19 protein-coding genes and 1 pseudogene are annotated in these 15,579 nt (G+C 61.9%); 8 read left to right on the top strand and 12 right to left on the bottom strand.

Annotated features, from left to right (window positions below; translation table 11 throughout):
- The first annotated feature begins 79 nt into the window (after positions 1-79).
- The 3 genes from NKH89_RS16035 to NKH89_RS16025 all read left to right on the top strand — a co-directional run bounded on the left by NKH89_RS16035 (position 80) and on the right by NKH89_RS16025 (position 1,945).
- Positions 80-724, top strand: coding sequence for a DUF805 domain-containing protein (locus NKH89_RS16035; RefSeq protein ID WP_023717372.1), 645 nt, complete (start codon positions 80-82; stop codon positions 722-724).
- Between the two features lie 140 nt (positions 725-864).
- Positions 865-1,677, top strand: coding sequence for a glutamate racemase (gene murI, locus NKH89_RS16030; RefSeq protein WP_352481172.1), 813 nt, complete (start codon positions 865-867; stop codon positions 1,675-1,677).
- Positions 1,678-1,756: 79 nt separating this feature from the next.
- Complete coding sequence (locus NKH89_RS16025) at positions 1,757-1,945, top strand: DUF3008 family protein (protein ID WP_023717374.1); 189 nt, start codon at positions 1,757-1,759, stop codon at positions 1,943-1,945.
- A 90-nt stretch (positions 1,946-2,035) separates the two neighbouring features.
- On the opposite strand, the gene NKH89_RS16020 is transcribed toward NKH89_RS16025, so the two are convergent.
- On the bottom strand, positions 2,036-2,248 hold the full coding sequence (locus NKH89_RS16020) for a hypothetical protein (protein WP_023674706.1): 213 nt from the start codon (positions 2,246-2,248) through the stop codon (positions 2,036-2,038).
- A 380-nt stretch (positions 2,249-2,628) separates the two neighbouring features.
- On the opposite strand from NKH89_RS16020, the gene rpsD reads away from it, so the two are divergent.
- The 3 genes from rpsD to NKH89_RS16005 all read left to right on the top strand — a co-directional run bounded on the left by rpsD (position 2,629) and on the right by NKH89_RS16005 (position 5,109).
- A complete protein-coding gene (rpsD, locus tag NKH89_RS16015; protein ID WP_023717376.1) occupies positions 2,629-3,246 on the top strand; it encodes a 30S ribosomal protein S4 in 618 nt (205 codons plus the stop codon).
- Between the two features lie 152 nt (positions 3,247-3,398).
- Entirely contained in the window at positions 3,399-4,292 is an 894-nt protein-coding gene (ttcA, locus tag NKH89_RS16010) for a tRNA 2-thiocytidine(32) synthetase TtcA (RefSeq protein ID WP_352641108.1), read from the top strand.
- The gene (locus NKH89_RS16005) at positions 4,282-5,109 is read left to right on the top strand and encodes an inositol monophosphatase family protein (RefSeq protein ID WP_023717378.1); all 828 of its coding nucleotides are present in this window, start codon (positions 4,282-4,284) and stop codon (positions 5,107-5,109) included. Before ttcA ends, NKH89_RS16005 begins: the two co-directional genes overlap by 11 nt.
- 22 nt (positions 5,110-5,131) lie before the next feature.
- On the opposite strand, the gene NKH89_RS16000 is transcribed toward NKH89_RS16005, so the two are convergent.
- Both NKH89_RS16000 and grxD read right to left on the bottom strand, forming a co-directional pair.
- On the bottom strand, positions 5,132-6,331 hold the full coding sequence (locus NKH89_RS16000; protein ID WP_031193515.1) for a multidrug effflux MFS transporter: 1,200 nt from the start codon (positions 6,329-6,331) through the stop codon (positions 5,132-5,134).
- Between the two features lie 206 nt (positions 6,332-6,537).
- Entirely contained in the window at positions 6,538-6,873 is a 336-nt protein-coding gene (gene grxD / locus NKH89_RS15995) for a Grx4 family monothiol glutaredoxin (protein ID WP_023674712.1), read from the bottom strand.
- 162 nt (positions 6,874-7,035) lie between these two features.
- On the opposite strand from grxD, the gene NKH89_RS15990 reads away from it, so the two are divergent.
- Positions 7,036-7,842 (top strand): phosphodiester glycosidase family protein, encoded by an 807-nt coding sequence (locus NKH89_RS15990; protein ID WP_352495801.1) that lies wholly within the window; start codon positions 7,036-7,038, stop codon positions 7,840-7,842.
- A gap of 12 nt (positions 7,843-7,854) precedes the next feature.
- Here the strand turns inward: NKH89_RS15990 and NKH89_RS15985 are convergent, their stop codons facing one another.
- The 3 genes from NKH89_RS15985 to NKH89_RS15975 form a co-directional block, all read right to left on the bottom strand.
- A complete protein-coding gene (locus NKH89_RS15985; RefSeq protein WP_023674714.1) occupies positions 7,855-8,088 on the bottom strand; it encodes a BolA/IbaG family iron-sulfur metabolism protein in 234 nt (77 codons plus the stop codon).
- A gap of 86 nt (positions 8,089-8,174) precedes the next feature.
- The gene (purL, locus tag NKH89_RS15980) at positions 8,175-10,415 is read right to left on the bottom strand and encodes a phosphoribosylformylglycinamidine synthase subunit PurL (RefSeq protein WP_023717381.1); all 2,241 of its coding nucleotides are present in this window, start codon (positions 10,413-10,415) and stop codon (positions 8,175-8,177) included.
- A 149-nt stretch (positions 10,416-10,564) separates the two neighbouring features.
- Positions 10,565-11,977 (bottom strand): aminotransferase-like domain-containing protein, encoded by a 1,413-nt coding sequence (locus NKH89_RS15975; RefSeq protein ID WP_023717382.1) that lies wholly within the window; start codon positions 11,975-11,977, stop codon positions 10,565-10,567.
- A 93-nt stretch (positions 11,978-12,070) separates the two neighbouring features.
- Here NKH89_RS15975 and NKH89_RS15970 point away from each other — a divergent pair, with 93 nt between their 5' ends.
- Positions 12,071-12,322 (top strand): DUF1127 domain-containing protein, encoded by a 252-nt coding sequence (locus NKH89_RS15970; RefSeq protein WP_352587713.1) that lies wholly within the window; start codon positions 12,071-12,073, stop codon positions 12,320-12,322.
- 18 nt (positions 12,323-12,340) lie between these two features.
- Here the strand turns inward: NKH89_RS15970 and NKH89_RS15965 are convergent.
- The 6 genes and pseudogenes from NKH89_RS15965 to purS all read right to left on the bottom strand — a co-directional run bounded on the left by NKH89_RS15965 (position 12,341) and on the right by purS (position 15,557).
- Positions 12,341-12,981: pseudogene (locus tag NKH89_RS15965) on the bottom strand (Pr6Pr family membrane protein).
- 4 nt (positions 12,982-12,985) lie between these two features.
- Positions 12,986-13,396 (bottom strand): hypothetical protein, encoded by a 411-nt coding sequence (locus NKH89_RS15960; protein WP_023717385.1) that lies wholly within the window; start codon positions 13,394-13,396, stop codon positions 12,986-12,988.
- Positions 13,397-13,398: 2 nt separating this feature from the next.
- Positions 13,399-14,064: a glutathione S-transferase family protein gene (locus NKH89_RS15955; RefSeq protein ID WP_352477367.1), complete on the bottom strand. Its 666-nt coding sequence runs from the start codon at positions 14,062-14,064 to the stop codon at positions 13,399-13,401.
- A gap of 31 nt (positions 14,065-14,095) precedes the next feature.
- Positions 14,096-14,764, bottom strand: a complete 669-nt coding sequence (gene purQ / locus NKH89_RS15950) for a phosphoribosylformylglycinamidine synthase subunit PurQ (RefSeq protein WP_352817470.1) — start codon at positions 14,762-14,764, stop codon at positions 14,096-14,098.
- A complete protein-coding gene (locus tag NKH89_RS15945) occupies positions 14,761-15,318 on the bottom strand; it encodes an RNA 2'-phosphotransferase (RefSeq protein ID WP_352909353.1) in 558 nt (185 codons plus the stop codon). Before NKH89_RS15945 ends, purQ begins: the two co-directional genes overlap by 4 nt.
- The gene (purS, locus tag NKH89_RS15940) at positions 15,315-15,557 is read right to left on the bottom strand and encodes a phosphoribosylformylglycinamidine synthase subunit PurS (protein WP_023717389.1); all 243 of its coding nucleotides are present in this window, start codon (positions 15,555-15,557) and stop codon (positions 15,315-15,317) included. Before purS ends, NKH89_RS15945 begins: the two co-directional genes overlap by 4 nt.
- Positions 15,558-15,579 lie beyond the last annotated feature (22 nt).

Here is a 15,579-nt window from a genome sequence, read left to right as displayed (position 1 = left end):
CCTTCGAGTTGCCCATATCTCACCAGTAACCGAATGTTATTTGATGTGATCCATTGTCTGGAAAACGATGGATCCTCGGATGTTTAGCTCGGATATCGGTCGTCCTCGCTTTTTCTTCTATTCGGCGGCCTTGCTGGTTGCGGAAATCGTGACCTTTGTGCTGTGCGTCGTGCTGACCATCGGCATCGAGGGTTTGGCCAATTCGAAGCCCGGACCTTCCAGGGAAGGGCTGGCCGCGGCCGTTCTCGTCGCCTCGCTGGTGATTGTTCTGTTCCGCGCGAATTTCGCCTGGCGTCGAAGCCGCGATGCACAAGGGTCCGGTTGGATCCTTTGGTCGTATATCGTGTTCTCGACCCTGTTTGCGATTCTGCAGGCCGGCACTGTTCTTGTCGTAAAGTTCGACGGCGACGAGTCGCATTCCGGCCTTAACCTGCTGGGATTAGCTCTCGTCGGGCTGTGGGCGGTCATCTTGGCGGCCAAGCCGGCGGGCGGTAGCTCTTCGGATATGGCGTCATCCCTGAGTTTCGACGATTTCGACCCGCCCGGGCCGCTGCGCGGCGCCGCGGCGCCCCATTCAGAGTCGGCCGCCGGCGTGGCGGCCCTGGCTCCGGCCTATGCCATGCGGGCCGCACCGGTGCCGTCGAACCACCCTGCATCTCACCCTGCATCTCCGGCGAACGGCCGGCCGCGGGCCGGCGGCTTCGGCAAGCGGGGCCTTGTGTGACCGTCTCGCCGCATCAAGGCCATGATGGTTCCAGATAGAAGCGGCCGGGATAAAGCATCATTGGCCAAAGCAAAAAGCATGGGCCGAGCCTTCTCTCGTGATCTCGTTTGTGATTCCCAGCCCTTAGTGACTCAATGATAATGACCAGTCCATCGAGCGCCCGTCCGATCCTGATGTTCGATTCCGGCATTGGCGGCCTCACCGTGCTGCGTGAGGCGCGCGTCCTGATGCCTGACCGCCGCTTCATCTATGTCGCCGACGACGCGGCGTTCCCCTTCGGCGCCTGGGAGGAGCCGGCGCTGAGAACACACATCCTAGAGTTGTTCGCCAGGCTGCTCGAACGGTTTTCGCCGGCCATTTCGGTCATCGCCTGCAACACCGCCTCGACGCTGGTCATCGAAGCGTTGCGCGAGAGGTTTCCCGGCCACCCTTTCGTCGGCACCGTGCCGGCCGTCAAGCCGGCGGCGGAACGCACGCGCTCAGGCCTGGTTTCGGTGCTGGCGACGCCCGGCACCGTCAAGCGCCAGTACACGCGTGACCTGATCAGCAAATGGGCGCAGAAATGCCATGTCCGCCTGGTCGGCAGCGACAGGCTGGCTGGATTGGCCGAAGCCTATATGCGCGACGGTTTTGTCGACGAGGACGCCGTGCGCGCCGAGATCGCGCCGTGCTTCGTCGAGCATGACGGGCTGCGCACCGACATCGTCGTGCTTGCCTGCACCCATTATCCCTTTTTGGCCAACCGCATGCGCAAGACAGCACCTTGGCCGGTCGACTGGCTCGACCCGGCCGAGGCGATCGCACGCCGCGCGCTGTCGCTGCTCGCCGATACCGAGGCCCGTTATCGCAGAGAGGTACTGCCGGAAGGCGCCGATTTTGCCGTCTTCACCTCGAACGAGGCCGATTTTCCGACGCGCCGGCTGATGCAGGGATTTGGCCTGGCGGTATCCTGACCCCAGGCACTTTGGTGCTCCGGGAACATCAGCCCAGGGCGATGCGTTCTTTTCTCATTGAGGAACAGGAGAAACGATCATGCCAGCCACCTCGAAAGCCCAGCAGAAAGCCGCCGGTGCTGCACTGTCCGCCAAGCGTGGCGAGACCAAGAAGAGCGAGCTCAAAGGCGCGTCGAAGGGAATGTATAAATCCATGAGCGAAAAACAGCTCGAGGAATTCGCCGAGACCAAGCGCAAGGGCCTGCCGGAAAAGAAATCGAAACACTGATCGACTGACCATTCTGGCGGCGGATGCCGGTCGATAAAAAGCCCGCGGCTGAGCCGCGGGCACTGAAGTCTCAACGGGCGAGGGCGAAAATTACCAGTTCCAGCCCCAACCGCAGCGCCGCACTTTGTAGCGGATGACCTTGCGATGACCGTGCCGCCACACCACCTTCTTCTTGACCACGATGCGGCAGACCTGGTGATGCCTGTGGCCATGCCAATGCCGGGCCTGCGCCGGCTCGGGCGCGACCGCCATCGTGCCGGCCATCACCGCGGCTCCTACCAACGTAAGGAAGAACTTCTTCATGCGAATTCCAGCTCCTCTGACTTCAGTCCCTTCCTGATGCCGCTGGCGCAACCTCCCGCCACATCCGGCACGTTCTACAACCGCAACACTATCCGGTTCGGCGATTCGCGCCAGCCGGAAGCTTGACAGCGGTTAAATCTCCGTTTAACCAGCCCACCAACACCGGGCCGCAATGCCCGGTGGTTTTCTTTATGTGTGCAAGACGTTTGGGAAGCCGATTTTACTTTCCTTATGTCTTGTTTGAAATGACGTGTCCCGTGGGTTTTCCGTCGCGTTGCGTGGAAAACCCTGTCAGGTCTCGAAAACGGAGGCCAGAGGAGGGCGCGTTTCCTTCACCCGGACCATGAGGTTCCGGGTGCGTTGTTTTGAAAGGGAATGCGATGAGCAAGCGCGAATCCGCGAAGTACAAGATCGACCGCCGTCTTGGCGAAAACATCTGGGGCCGCCCGAAGTCCCCGGTCAACAAGCGTGAATACGGCCCCGGCCAGCATGGCCAGCGCCGCAAGGGCAAGCTTTCCGATTTCGGCCTGCAGCTGCGCGCCAAGCAGAAGCTGAAGGGCCACTATGGCGACGTTTCGGAAAAGCAGTTCCGCAAGGTCTATGAAGAGGCGGACCGCCGCAAGGGCGACACCTCGGAGAACCTGATCGGCCTGCTCGAATCGCGCCTCGACGCAGTCGTCTACCGCGCCAAGTTCGTACCGACCATCTTTGCGGCGCGCCAGTTCGTCAATCACGGCCACGTCAACGTCAACGGCAAGCGCGTCAACATCGGCTCGTACCGCTGCAAGCCGGGCGACGTCATCGAAGTGCGCGAGAAGTCGAAGCAGCTGGTCATCGTGCTGGAATCGGTGGGCCTGGCCGAGCGCGACGTGCCCGATTACATCGAGGCCGACCACAACAAGATGACCGCGGCCTTCACGCGCATCCCCGGCCTGGCCGACGTTCCGTTTGCCGTGCAGATGGAACCGAATCTGGTCGTCGAATTCTATTCGCGCTGATCGGCGCGTTCGTACGCGATACAAGCGAAGGCCGCCCGTCGGGGCGGCCTTACTTTTTCGTTCCTTTTTCGCGGCGTGATTCCGAAATCGATTTCGATTTTCGATCCGATGCGCTACTGCGGGCGGCAACAGGACTTTAGGGCCGCCGCGCCGTGAACATGCAGCCAGACGCCGAAACGCTCGAACCGGTCGCCGACGCCGAAGGCGGCTTTCATCCGCTGTTTGCCGATGTGCCGTCCTCCGTCGAGTTCAACAAGCTGCGCAAGCGGCTGCTGCGGCTTGCCCGCCAGGCGATCGACGATTTCTCAATGGTGAGGCCCGGCGACCGCTGGCTGGTCGCTCTGTCGGGCGGCAAGGATTCCTACGGCCTGCTTGCCGTGCTGCTCGATCTCAAATGGCGCGGGCTGCTGCCGATCGAGCTGTTGGCCTGCAATCTCGACCAGGGCCAGCCGAACTTTCCCAAGCACATATTGCCCGACTATCTCGACAGCCATGCCATTCCGCATCGCATCGAATATCAGGACACCTATTCTGTGGTCATCGACAAGCTGGCCGAGGGCAGCACCTATTGCTCGCTGTGTTCGCGGCTGCGGCGCGGCCATCTCTATCGCATTGCCCGCGAGGAGGGCTGCTCGGCGCTGGTGCTCGGCCATCACCGCGAAGACATTCTGGAAACCTTCTTCATGAACCTGTTCCATGGCGGACGCCTCGCCGCCATGCCGCCGAAGCTGCTCAACGACGAAGGCGACGTCATGGTGCTGCGGCCGCTCGCCTATTGTGCGGAAGCCGATCTCGAGAAATTCGCCGGCGCCATGAAATTCCCGATAATTCCGTGCGATCTGTGCGGTAGCCAGGAAGGCCTGCAGCGCAACGCCATGAAAGCGATGCTCGACGACATCGAGAAGCGCATGCCCGGCCGCAAGGACACCATGATCCGTGCCATGGCCAATGTGCGGCGCTCGCATCTGCTCGACAGGACGCTGTTCGATTTCGCCGCCCTCAACGATGCTCTTAACGCAAAGCAAGACGGTCCCCATGACATTTGACGACAGCGCGATCGACTGGCTTGCCGACCTTCTGTCGGACGCTGCCGTCGCCGAGATCATGCCGCGCTTTCGCCGGTTGAGTGAGGGCGACGTGCGTCGCAAGACCTCGGCCGCCGATCTTGTGACCGAGGCCGACGTGAATGCCGAGCGGCTCATCACCGCCAGGCTGCTTCAGCGTTATCCCAAGGCGATGATCGTCGGCGAGGAGGCCTGCTCCGACGACCCGACGCTGCTCGACGGTCTCGGCGATGCCGAACTCGCCTTCGTCGTCGACCCGGTCGACGGCACCTTCAACTTCGCCTCCGGCGTGCCGCTGTTCGGCGTCATGCTTGGCGTCGTGGTCAAGGGCGAGACGGTCGCCGGCATCATCCACGATCCCGTCGGCAAGGACTGGCTGGTCGGCGTCAGCGGCGCCGGCAGTCATATTCGGCACGCGCATGGCAATTTCGAAAAAGTCCATGTCGCCAAACCGGCGCCGATATCGGAAATGACTGGAGCGGTCTCGTGGCACTATCTACCCGAGCCGGACCGCTCACGCCTGGCGCGCAATCAGACCAAGTCGCTGTCGCAGTTCAACTATCGCTGCGCAGCCCACGAATACCGCCTGCTGGCCAGCGGCCACGGCCATTTCGTCGTCTATAACAAGCTGATGCCGTGGGACCATCTGGCCGGCGTACTGATCCATGCCGAGGCCGGCGGTTATGCCGCGCGCTTCGACGGCAGCGCCTATCTGCCGTCACATGTCGGAGGTGGCCTGCTGGTCGCGCCGGACAGGGAAAGCTGGCGGGAGCTGCGCCGCGAGCTTTGGGCGGAATAGTTTTATCCGCCAGCGCGTAAAACTAGACCGGCGGGTTTTGCGGCTGGAACAGCCTGCCGCGCTCGGCGATGAGAATCATCAGCAGCGCCGCCACCGACACGCTGCAGAACCCGGCGGCCAGCGGCGTTACCGTACCGTTGAAGGCCTGGCCGATCAGCGTGCCGAGGATGCCGCCAAGAAATGTCTGCATGAACCCGAGAATCGACGAGGCGGTGCCGGCCAGGTGACCGAGCGGCTCCATGGCGAGCGCGTTGAAGTTCGCGCCGAGCGCGCCGAACGGTACCATGGCGCAGGCAAAGAAAGTAATGAAGAGCCAGAGCGGCATCTTCATTTCGATGGAAACGACCAGCCAGGCAAGGCTGATGGCCAGAAACAGCAGCAGCGCGCTTTGCGACAGACGGCGCATGCCGATGCGGCCGACGAGGCGCGAGTTGAGGTAGTTCGAAAAAGCAAGCACGCCGGCAACCCCCGCGAAGATGACCGGGAACATCTCGCCGACATCGAACACGCTGACATAGATCTGCTGGGCCGAGGCGATGAAGCCGAACATGGCGCCGAAGATGAAGGTGCTGGCGAAGGCGTAGCAGAGCGCGATGCGGTTGGTGAGAACGATGCGGAAGCCGCCGATGATGGAGGACAGCGTCAGCGGCCGGCGATATTCTGGATGTAGTGTCTCGGGCAGGCGCAACAGCGACCAGGCGGACACGATCAGCGCGCCGGCCGCCATGGTGACGAAGATCACGTGCCAGGTCGCAAACAGCATGATGAATTGGCCGATACCGGGTGCCACCACCGGAATTGCCATGAACACCATGAAGATCAAGGACATGACTTCGGCCATGCGCCTTCCGTCGAACGTATCGCGCACGATCGAGACGGCAATGACGCGCGTCGCCGCCGCGCCGATGCCTTGCACGGCCCGGCATAGCAGAAGCGTGGCGAATGACGGGGCGACTGCAGCAGCGCCCGCCGCCGCAACATAGATCACCAGCCCGGCAACCAGCGGAGCGCGGCGCCCGAAGCGGTCCGAGACGGGCCCGAAGAACAGTTGCCCACCGCCGAAGCCCAGTATGTAGGCGGTGATCACATATTGCCGGTGGTTTTCATTTTCGACGCCGAGCGAGGCGCCGATCTGCTGCAGCGCCGGCAACATGATGTCGATGGCCAGCGAATTGAGCGCCATCAGCGCCGCGCATAGCGCGATGAATTCCCAGCGCGGAATAGGCAAGGTGCTTGCCTTTTGCTGCGCTTGTGCTTGCTGATCCACGGCCAGTCCGATCTTCAAACGAAAATGCGCCGGCGTGCCGACGCATCCATTCGTTCATTGCCCCGATAGCGGGCACAACTTTTTGCCAAGGTGCCCCGGCGCTAAGCGCATGACCCCGACAATCGCAGTCGATCTTCGGAGAGCCATACGCAAAACAGAAGTCAGGCGGCGCCTTTGACGCTGACGCCCTTTTCGACGAGGAAGGTCTGCAATTCGCCCGCCTGGAACATCTCGCGGATGATGTCGCAGCCGCCGACGAATTCGCCCTTGACGTAGAGCTGCGGGATGGTCGGCCAGTTGGAATAGTCCTTGATGCCTTGCCGTAGCTCGGCCGACGTCAGCACGTCGACACCCTTATAGTCGGCTCCGATATAGTCGAGGATCTGCACGACCTGACCGGAAAATCCGCATTGCGGGAAGCCGGGCGTGCCTTTCATGAAGAGAACAACGTCGTTGCCCTTCACTTCATTATCGATGTAGTCGTTGATGCCGCTCATGGAATACCCTTTCATGCCTGTGGGAGTCAGGCTCGAACATTACCCTTCAAATAAACCCATGGGTTGCGCGAAACAAGATGTTTGCCGCCTTGCCATGCAAATGGCGCAAAGGAACGTCTGATCTTGTGCCAAGCCGTTGGCCACCATCTTTCCCGAGGCGCGATGAAAAGACGATATCTCGCCGGGTTCCTCCTCGCCGTTCTGCTCGCCGCACTGGCCTTGATTTGGTGGGCCAGGTCGCCGAGACAGCCACCCCTCGTCGTCGGCGGTGAATTGCCGGCGCCGTGCCGCGACGCGAGCTTCGAGGCGGCCGCCTACGTCGTCTGCGAAATCGATCTGCGCCGCTATGACATCGGTGTGTTCCACGTAGGCCTCGACGGCAAGGCCTTCGGTTCCCTGGACAAATTCGACAAGGCGATGGCGGATCAGGGCCGGCCGGTGCTGCTCGCCATGAACGCCGGCATGTATCACCAAGATCTGACCCCAGTCGGCCTTCTCGTCGAAGACGGCCGGGAGAAGGCGCCGCTCAACGTCGCCGACAGCGAAGGCAATTTCTTCCTGAAACCGAATGGCGTATTCGTGGTCCGCAAGGACGGCAAGGCGGCGGTCATGGAGACAAGTGCCTATGCCGCGGCCGGGCCGGACGTGATGGTCGCCACGCAATCCGGCCCGATGCTGGTGATCGACGGCCGGCTTCATCCCCGTTTCGAGCAGGACGGCACATCGCGCTATATCCGCAACGGCGTCGGCGTGCTTGACGAAAACACCGTCGTGCTGGCGATCTCGCGCTCTCAAGTCAGCCTCGGCAGCTTCGCACGGCTGTTTCGAGATGCGCTCAATTGCCCCAATGCGCTTTTCTTCGACGGGGTCGTGTCGGCGCTGTCGAATGGCGAGCGGATGATTGTTGGTGGAAACTATCCGGCCGGGCCGATCATTGCCGTGACCGGCAAGGCGCTTGCGAGCCGGTAACTGGACGGGAGTTTAGTCCGGCACGCTGGTCTGCAGGGCAAGCGCGTGCAGCACGCCGCCCATGTTGCCCTTCAGCGCGTCATAGACCATCTGGTGCTGCTGGACGCGGCTTTTGCCGCGAAAGCTTTCGGCCACCACCTCCGCCGCATAATGGTCGCCATCGCCGGCCAGGTCGCGAATCGTCACCTTGGCGTCCGGAATGCCTTCCTTGATCAGCCGTTCGATGTCGTGGGCGTCCATTGCCATGCGAGGATTCCTTGTTCAGGTCGTGAACTCATAGATATGGTCGAAACGGCGGATGAACCACAGTGAAACGGCTCCACTCGATCACATCACGGGTCCACGACCTCATTTGCCATGAAGCGAGGGAACCAGGATTCGTGGGCAGCGGTCAATTCACTGACCGGTATCGCACGTGCCTCGCCCAGCTTCAGTTCGCTGCCGCCGGTCGAGCCGATCCACGGTGCAAAAATGCCGAGCTTGCTTTGCTGTTCGCGAATGGCATCCCACGCCTCGCTCTGCGGGTCGATCGACAGCGTCAGCAGATAGCGGCCCTGATCCTCGCCGAACCAGACCGGGATCGGATCGGTGCCGATCAGGCCGGGGATGGTCGCGCCGATGCCGGAGGCCATCGCCATCTCGGCCAACGCCACCGCGATGCCGCCATCGGAAACGTCATGCGCCGCGGTAACGACGCCCGACGCAATCAGCGCCCGCACATGGTCACCGACGCGCTTTTCGTGATCGAGATCGACGGGCGGCGGCGGGCCGTCGGCACGGCCATGGATGTCGCGCATATAGACCGATTGGCCAAGATGCGTGCCCCACATGGTCGGTGCGCCGACCAGCACGATCATCTGGCCTTCGGCGGCAAAGCCGATCCGCACCATTTTCGACCAATCGGCAATCAGCCCGACGCCGCCGATGGTTGGTGTCGGCAGTATGCCTTGGCCGTTGGTCTCATTGTAGAGCGAGACGTTGCCGGAGACGATCGGGAAGCCCAGCGCCCTGCAGGCATCGCCAATACCTTTCACCGCGCCGACCAACTGACCCATGATCTCCGGCCGTTCCGGATTGCCGAAATTAAGGTTGTCGGTGGCCGCGAGCGGCAAGGCACCGGTGGCGGTAAGATTGCGCCAGCATTCGGCCACCGCCTGCTTGCCTCCCTCGTAGGGGTCGGCCTCGCAATAGCGCGGCGTCACGTCGGAGGAGAAGGCGAGCGCCTTGGTCGGATGACCGTCGATCCGCACGACGCCGGCATCGCCGCCGGGAAGCTGCAACGAATTGCCTTGGATCAGCGTGTCGTACTGCTCCCACACCCAGCGGCGCGAGGACAGGTCCGGCCCGCCAAGCAGCTTCAGCAAAGCCTCGGCCACATCGGTTTGCGGTGCATCGCCGGCGCCCAATGGCGCCGGCTTCTTCGGCTCGACCCAGGGACGGTCATATTCCGGCGCCTGGTCGCCGAGATCCTTGATCGGCAGGTTGGCGACCTCGTCGCCCTGGTGCAGCACGCGGAAGCGCAGATCGTCGGTGGTCTTGCCGACGATGGCAAAGTCGAGGCCCCATTTGTGGAAGATCGCCTCGGCCTGTTTTTCCTTTTCGGGGCGCAGCACCATCAGCATGCGCTCCTGGCTCTCCGAAAGCATCATCTCATAAGCGCTCATGCGCTCTTCACGCACCGGCACCTTGTCGAGATCGAGCTCAATGCCGAGGTCGCCCTTGGCGCCCATTTCGACCGCCGAGCAGGTGAGACCAGCGGCACCCATGTCCTGGATGGCAATAACGGCGCCGGACGCCATCAGTTCGAGGCAGGCTTCGAGCAGGCATTTTTCGGTGAAGGGATCGCCAACCTGGACCGTGGGCCGCTTCTCGTCGATCTTGTCGTCGAATTCGGCCGAGGCCATGGTGGCGCCGCCGACGCCGTCGCGACCGGTCTTGGCGCCGAGATAGACGACCGGCAGGCCGACGCCCTTGGCCTCGGACAAAAAGATTGCGTCCGTCTTCGCGAGGCCCGCGGCAAACGCATTGACCAGGATATTGCCATTGTAGCGGGCGTCGAAATTGACCTCGCCGCCGACCGTCGGCACGCCGAAGGAATTGCCATAGCCACCGACGCCGGAAACGACGCCGGCAACGAGGTGCCTGGTTTTGGGATGATCCGGCGCACCGAAGCGCAGCGCGTTCATCGCCGCGATCGGCCGCGCGCCCATGGTGAAGACATCGCGCAGGATGCCGCCGACGCCGGTCGCCGCTCCCTGATAAGGCTCGATATAGGAGGGATGGTTATGGCTCTCCATCTTGAAGACGACGCAGTCGCCGTCGCCGATGTCGACCACGCCGGCATTCTCGCCCGGGCCCTGGATGACTTGCGGCCCGGTGGTCGGCAGCGTACGAAGCCATTTTTTCGAGGATTTGTAGGAACAATGCTCGTTCCACATCGCGGAAAAAATACCGAGTTCGGTAAAGCTCGGCTCGCGCCCGACCAGGTCGAGGATGCGTTGGTACTCGTCGGGCTTCAGCCCGTGCGCGGCAATGAGTTCCGGAGTGATCGGCACGGAATTGGAAATGGTCATGATCGGCAATTTGTGTCCTTGGGATCGAGTCCCGTCTTATCGCAAGCTTTGCAGCCGATACACCCCGTCGGATGACTAAAACGACGGAAAGCAACAGCTTGCCGCAAGTAGCGGAAGATCGCCACTCGACCCGCCGGTTTCAAGCCGGTTCAGGAAAAGCTGTCGTAGCCGGCGCGGCCTTCGTCCAGAAGCCGCCGGATCACAGCGACGCCGTGCGCAATATCGTCCCGCTGTCGCGGCTGCGAGATGCCAAACCGCACGCCGTGAAAGGCCTGTTCGGAACGCCCCGCCTTGAACTCGTCCTCGTCGTCGATGAGCACGCCATGTTCGAGGCAAGCCTGTTTGAAAGTGCCGGAAAGCCATGGGTCCGGCAAAGTGAGCCAGACGAACGGCACATTATCCAGCGCCTTGAAGTCGAAGCCGTCGAGTGTCTCGCGCACGATCGCGATGCGCGCACCGATCTCGGCAATGCTGCGCTTGCGCATCTCGGCGGCCTGACCGGACAACACCAGCCGGCTGCCCACCTCCGCCAGCAGAAAGGGCAGGCCGCCCGTCATCATCTTATGGGCAACCCGGATGCGGTGACGATAGGCCGGCGGGCAAGCGAGCCAACCGCCGCGAACACCCGCCGCGACCGATTTCGACAGGCCGCCGGCAACGATGGTCCGTTCGGGAGCATATTCGGCCAGTAAAGGCGTCGGGTCGTCGGTCAGTCCGCCATAGAGATCGTCCTCGATCAAGACGACGTTATATTGACGGGCGACATGCGCGATTGCCTCGCGGCGCGATGCCGACAGCGTTGTCAGCGTCGGGTTCTTGGCCGTCGGCATCAAAAACATCATCTTCGGGTGCTTTTGTGCGCAGACGCGCTCGAAATCCTGGGGATCGATGCCCTCGTCGTCAGCCGCCACCAGTGCGGTCCGGCGACCGATCAGGCCGGCGCTGCGGGAGATCTGCGAATAGGTGAGGTGCTCGAAGACGACATAGTCGCCGGGGGCGGTGAGCCCCGCAATTGTTGCCATCACCGCGGCGTGGGTGCCGAGCGTGGGGACAATGGCATCCGCCGCCGGGCGATAGGAATTGCGCGACAGCCAGCGCCTGCCGGCCTCGAACCAGCGGTCCGGGAAATCACGCGTGTAGCTTGAAATCTCATGCGGATGGTCTTGCGCCGTGCGTGTCAACACATCGGCGACGATGGCACCCTGGCCGACATCCGGTGCGGCGGTGCTATCGAAGCGCATCTTGTCGCCGGGCGCATCCATATAGCGCGTGCCTTGTTCGACCGGCTCCAGGAAATCCGGCTTTGCGCTTTCCGACTGCTGAGCGAGAACATAGGTTCCGCGGCCCACCTCGCCGCTGACCAATCCCCGCTCGCGCAGCAATTGATAGGCCCTGCCGACCGTGCCGACGGTCGTGCCGATGTCGTATGCCAGATCGCGCTGCGGCGGCAGCTTTGCCCCTGCACCGATCAGGCCGCGGTCGATGTCCGTCTCGATGGAATCGGCAAGCCGCTGATAGAGCGGGCCGGTACCCGCGGTAAGATCTGGCAGCCAAGTTGTCATGGTGACAATTTTTTACATTGCACCAGGATGTGAGTCAATACATATCAGATCGGCGGCGAGAAGGGTACAATCCGAAGTTTTGGCAGAAAAAAAATGGCTACAATAGAGACAATCCGCTCCGTTAGGGCTGAATTGCAGATGCAGGTGGCGCCTCCGTTAGGCCGGCCAACCTATGTTAGTCGGCTGGTGCGTACGCTCGGATCCTTCGCGAGATGGATTGGCAGGCTAATGGATCGTCGGCGCAGCCGGCTGGTCCTGCTCGAGATGACCGACGACCAGCTCAAGGACATAGGCATTACGCGTTGTGATGCCCATCGTGAGGGCCTCAGGCCGTTCTGGGACTGAGGGTTGAGGCACCGCACTTTAGCGGACGCCCGCCGCCCTGAGCCTCGATACGCCGTGGTCCACAAGCACGGCCACGATACACAGAACCAGAAAATGCCCGGTGATGGCCAGAGCCGAGACGGCGACGCTGGCCGCCCCGTGTTTGGAGACGTCGAGGAATGGATAGGGTACTTCGCCGACGATCGGCGCCCGCAGCAGCGCGTAGGCCAGATAGGCGATCGGATAGATCATCCACCACGAGATGTCACGCCATCGCGTCGAGCCGTCGGCGCCCGCCACAAGCCACCACAGCACGAACACCACCGGCGTCACATAGTGCAGGAGCACGTCGCAGAGCAGGAACAGCCCTTGCGGCTGCCAAAGCTGCGCCAGGACCGTGGCATAGATAATGAGGACCAGGCTTATGGCGACGGCTACGCCCGCCCGTATCCGTGGCCCGGCAAGGCCGGAAACCAGGCATAACCCGTCGACGACAGCAACGAGGCATGGACGAGCACCGCGCCGATGTTGGTCAGGATGGTGAAGAAGCTGAAATAGAAGACCAGCGAGCCGACAAAGCCGCGGCCGGCTTCCATTGATGCCGGGACGGTGATGCAGAGCTGCAGGACGAGCCCGGCCAGGCCGACGACCAGACCGGTGATCTGCAGCAAGCGACCCATTGGGCTAGGCAGCAGCGCCACAGGCCGGATTGCCCGCCTGCCAGCGGGCAATGTCCGAGCCGATGCGGCCGCCGAGCGGTTCCGCCATCAATGGGCCGAACACGTCGACGCGGCTCGAATTGCCTTGCGCCTGCACGACCAGCAACGGCTTTCCGCCATAATGTTTGGCCGGCACCAGCAGGAAGCGCGGCGTGCCGCTGAACGAATTCAGCTCGTTGGCCATCTGATAGGACTTGAAGGCAGGGTCCTTGCTGGCGATCCAGCATTTGTGGGCAGCTATTGCCACCTGCTCCATGGCAAGCAGTGACGCGCTCTTGCCCGCCGGCGCCGGCGTGCTCTTCGGGCTTGACTGGCATGAGGCGAGTACAAGCCCGGCGGCAGTAGCGACGGCGAGGCGGGCGAGTGTCAATCGCATGGTCAAGCGGCGCCCATCTCGAGTTCGGACAGAAAGATCTTCAGACCGTCTGTCATCTCACCCCAGACGCGCGACAGCGCCGGATGCTGCAAGGCGATTTGCTCATAGGCATCGAATTTCGGATAGGCGTCAAGCAGGTCGGGGCGGCCGATCGTCGCCCTGAAATTGTTGAAGACGAAGCGGGTCGGCGTCAGCCACGCATCGGCGAAGGAGATGTCGTCGCCGAGCGCGAACGGGCCATGCGCCATGCGGGCCTCGATTGCCGCAAGCCCGTGATGCAATCGGGCGAACTGTGCCTTGATCTCCGCCTCGTTGCGCTGCGGCACGAAATAGAGCTCGAACAGCTTCATCGTTGGGGCGAGCACGTCAAGGTCGGTGATGCGGGCGAACATGCGCACCAACGCCCGGTCTTTCGAATCCTTGGGCAGCAGCGCTGGCTCGGGAAAGCGCTCCTCCAGATATTCGGCAATGACCACGGATTCGACGATCGTTTCGCCCGAGCCGGTGATCAGCACTGGAATCCGGTTGAGCGGGGAGATGGCACGGAATGCCTCGGGAATGGGAAACCCAGGCGGCGGTGCAATGACCTTGAGCGGCACGTTCTTGATGTAGGCCAGCGCCCGCACGATCGACGAATAGGGCGACAGCGGTCGCGAATAGAGTTTCATGACCGTCGCTCCAGGAGGAAGATTGAATGCATCAAGCGGCGATGCCCAGCGCGCTTTCGAACAGCGCCCGGCCGTCGCTGCCGCCATGCGCCGCTTCAATCAGGTTCTCGGGATGCGGCATCAGGCCGAGCACATTGCCACGGCCGTTGACGATGCCGGCAATGTCGTTGATCGAGCCGTTGGGATTGGTGCCTTCGGCGTAGCGGAACACCACCTGGCCTTCGCCTTCGAGGCGGGCCAGCGTTTCGGCATCGGCAAAATAATTGCCGTCATGATGCGCCACCGGCGCGCGGATGACCTGGCCCGGCTGATAGCGGCTGGTGAACATCGAGTTGGCATTGGCGATCTGCAGCTTGACTTGCCGGCAGACGAATTTCAGCGAGGTGTTGCGCATCAATGCACCCGGCAACAGGCCGGCCTCGACCAGGATCTGGAAGCCGTTGCAGACGCCGATGACCGTGACGCCCTTGGCCGCCTTTTCGGCCACAGCCCGCATTACCGGCATGCGCGCGGCAATAGCGCCGCAGCGCAGATAATCGCCAAAGGAAAAGCCGCCGGGAATGGCGATCAGGTCGACGTCGGGAATTTCAGTGTCGGTCTGCCAGACGGTGACCGGCGGCGTGCCGGAAATCTTGGTCAGCGCCGCGATCATGTCACGGTCGCGATTAAGGCCGGGGAGCAGGACGACGGCTGATTTCATGAGAATTCATGCTCGTTGAGTTGGAACAGATATCGCGGCAAAACATGGCTGGTCAGCCAGACGCCATTTTCGGAAAGAAAAAATAAGGCGCCGTTTTTGGCCATGTTTTCCGAGTCGATCCGCAGGATAACACTTCTCCCCTTGCGGCGCTGTGCGACGATCACAGCTGTTTCAATGTCTTTTGACAAATGAACGTGCTGCCGAGACTGGCTGATCAAGCCTTCTCGTAAGATGCTGGGGAGAAACTCTTCCTTGGTGCCGTGATATAAGACTGTTGGAGGAATTGATGGCGACAGGCCGAGATCAATCTCGACACTGTGGCCTTGAACCGCACGGACACGATCACCGTCGATTGCAAAGCGCTTTTTCGGGTTCTCGTCGATGATCCGAACAACCTCGGCGGCGGATGTGCCGAACTTCGCCTGAATCGCCGCGCAAAGTTTGTTGAAATCAGTCCAACCGTTCTCATCCAAAGTCAGCCCCGCTTCATTGGGAGCATGGCGTAAAACAAGACTCATGAACTTCGATATCTGGATGTCTTTCGACAAGCTCAGCCGATCTCCACCGCGTAATTCTCAATCACCGTATTCGCCAGAAGCTTGTCGCACATAGCTTTCAGATCGGCCTCGGCCTTGGCCTTGTCGCCCTCGGCAAGCTCGATATCGAAAACCTTGCCTTGCCGCACCTGGCCGACGCCGCCGAAACCCATTCCGGAAAGCGCATGCTCGATTGCCTTGCCTTGTGGGTCGAGCACGCCGTTCTTGAGGGTTACGGTAATGCGGGCCTTGATCACGCTGGACATGCTCCTGTTCACC

It is taken from the genome of Mesorhizobium sp. M0923 (assembly GCF_040319365.1).
Taxonomy (GTDB): domain Bacteria; phylum Pseudomonadota; class Alphaproteobacteria; order Rhizobiales; family Rhizobiaceae; genus Mesorhizobium.
Note: the sequence above shows the minus strand (reverse complement) of the source record. Positions and strands in the feature narration are given on the sequence as shown.

Bases quoted from the DNA above. Each gene is read 5' to 3' on its own strand.
- NKH89_RS16035 (WP_023717372.1), top strand. From the start codon at position 80: ATGTTTAGCTCGGATATCGGTCGTCCTCGCTTTTTCTTCTATTCGGCG.
- murI (WP_352481172.1), top strand. From the start codon at position 865: ATGACCAGTCCATCGAGCGCCCGTCCGATCCTGATGTTCGATTCCGGC.
- NKH89_RS16025 (WP_023717374.1), top strand. From the start codon at position 1,757: ATGCCAGCCACCTCGAAAGCCCAGCAGAAAGCCGCCGGTGCTGCACTG.
- NKH89_RS16020 (WP_023674706.1), bottom strand. From the start codon at position 2,248: ATGAAGAAGTTCTTCCTTACGTTGGTAGGAGCCGCGGTGATGGCCGGC.
- rpsD (WP_023717376.1), top strand. From the start codon at position 2,629: ATGAGCAAGCGCGAATCCGCGAAGTACAAGATCGACCGCCGTCTTGGC.
- NKH89_RS16005 (WP_023717378.1), top strand. From the start codon at position 4,282: ATGACATTTGACGACAGCGCGATCGACTGGCTTGCCGACCTTCTGTCG.
- grxD (WP_023674712.1), bottom strand. From the start codon at position 6,873: ATGAGCGGCATCAACGACTACATCGATAATGAAGTGAAGGGCAACGAC.
- NKH89_RS15990 (WP_352495801.1), top strand. From the start codon at position 7,036: ATGAAAAGACGATATCTCGCCGGGTTCCTCCTCGCCGTTCTGCTCGCC.
- NKH89_RS15985 (WP_023674714.1), bottom strand. From the start codon at position 8,088: ATGGCAATGGACGCCCACGACATCGAACGGCTGATCAAGGAAGGCATT.
- purL (WP_023717381.1), bottom strand. From the start codon at position 10,415: ATGACCATTTCCAATTCCGTGCCGATCACTCCGGAACTCATTGCCGCG.
- NKH89_RS15975 (WP_023717382.1), bottom strand. From the start codon at position 11,977: ATGACAACTTGGCTGCCAGATCTTACCGCGGGTACCGGCCCGCTCTAT.
- NKH89_RS15970 (WP_352587713.1), top strand. From the start codon at position 12,071: ATGGCTACAATAGAGACAATCCGCTCCGTTAGGGCTGAATTGCAGATG.
- NKH89_RS15960 (WP_023717385.1), bottom strand. From the start codon at position 13,396: ATGCGATTGACACTCGCCCGCCTCGCCGTCGCTACTGCCGCCGGGCTT.
- NKH89_RS15955 (WP_352477367.1), bottom strand. From the start codon at position 14,064: ATGAAACTCTATTCGCGACCGCTGTCGCCCTATTCGTCGATCGTGCGG.
- purQ (WP_352817470.1), bottom strand. From the start codon at position 14,764: ATGAAATCAGCCGTCGTCCTGCTCCCCGGCCTTAATCGCGACCGTGAC.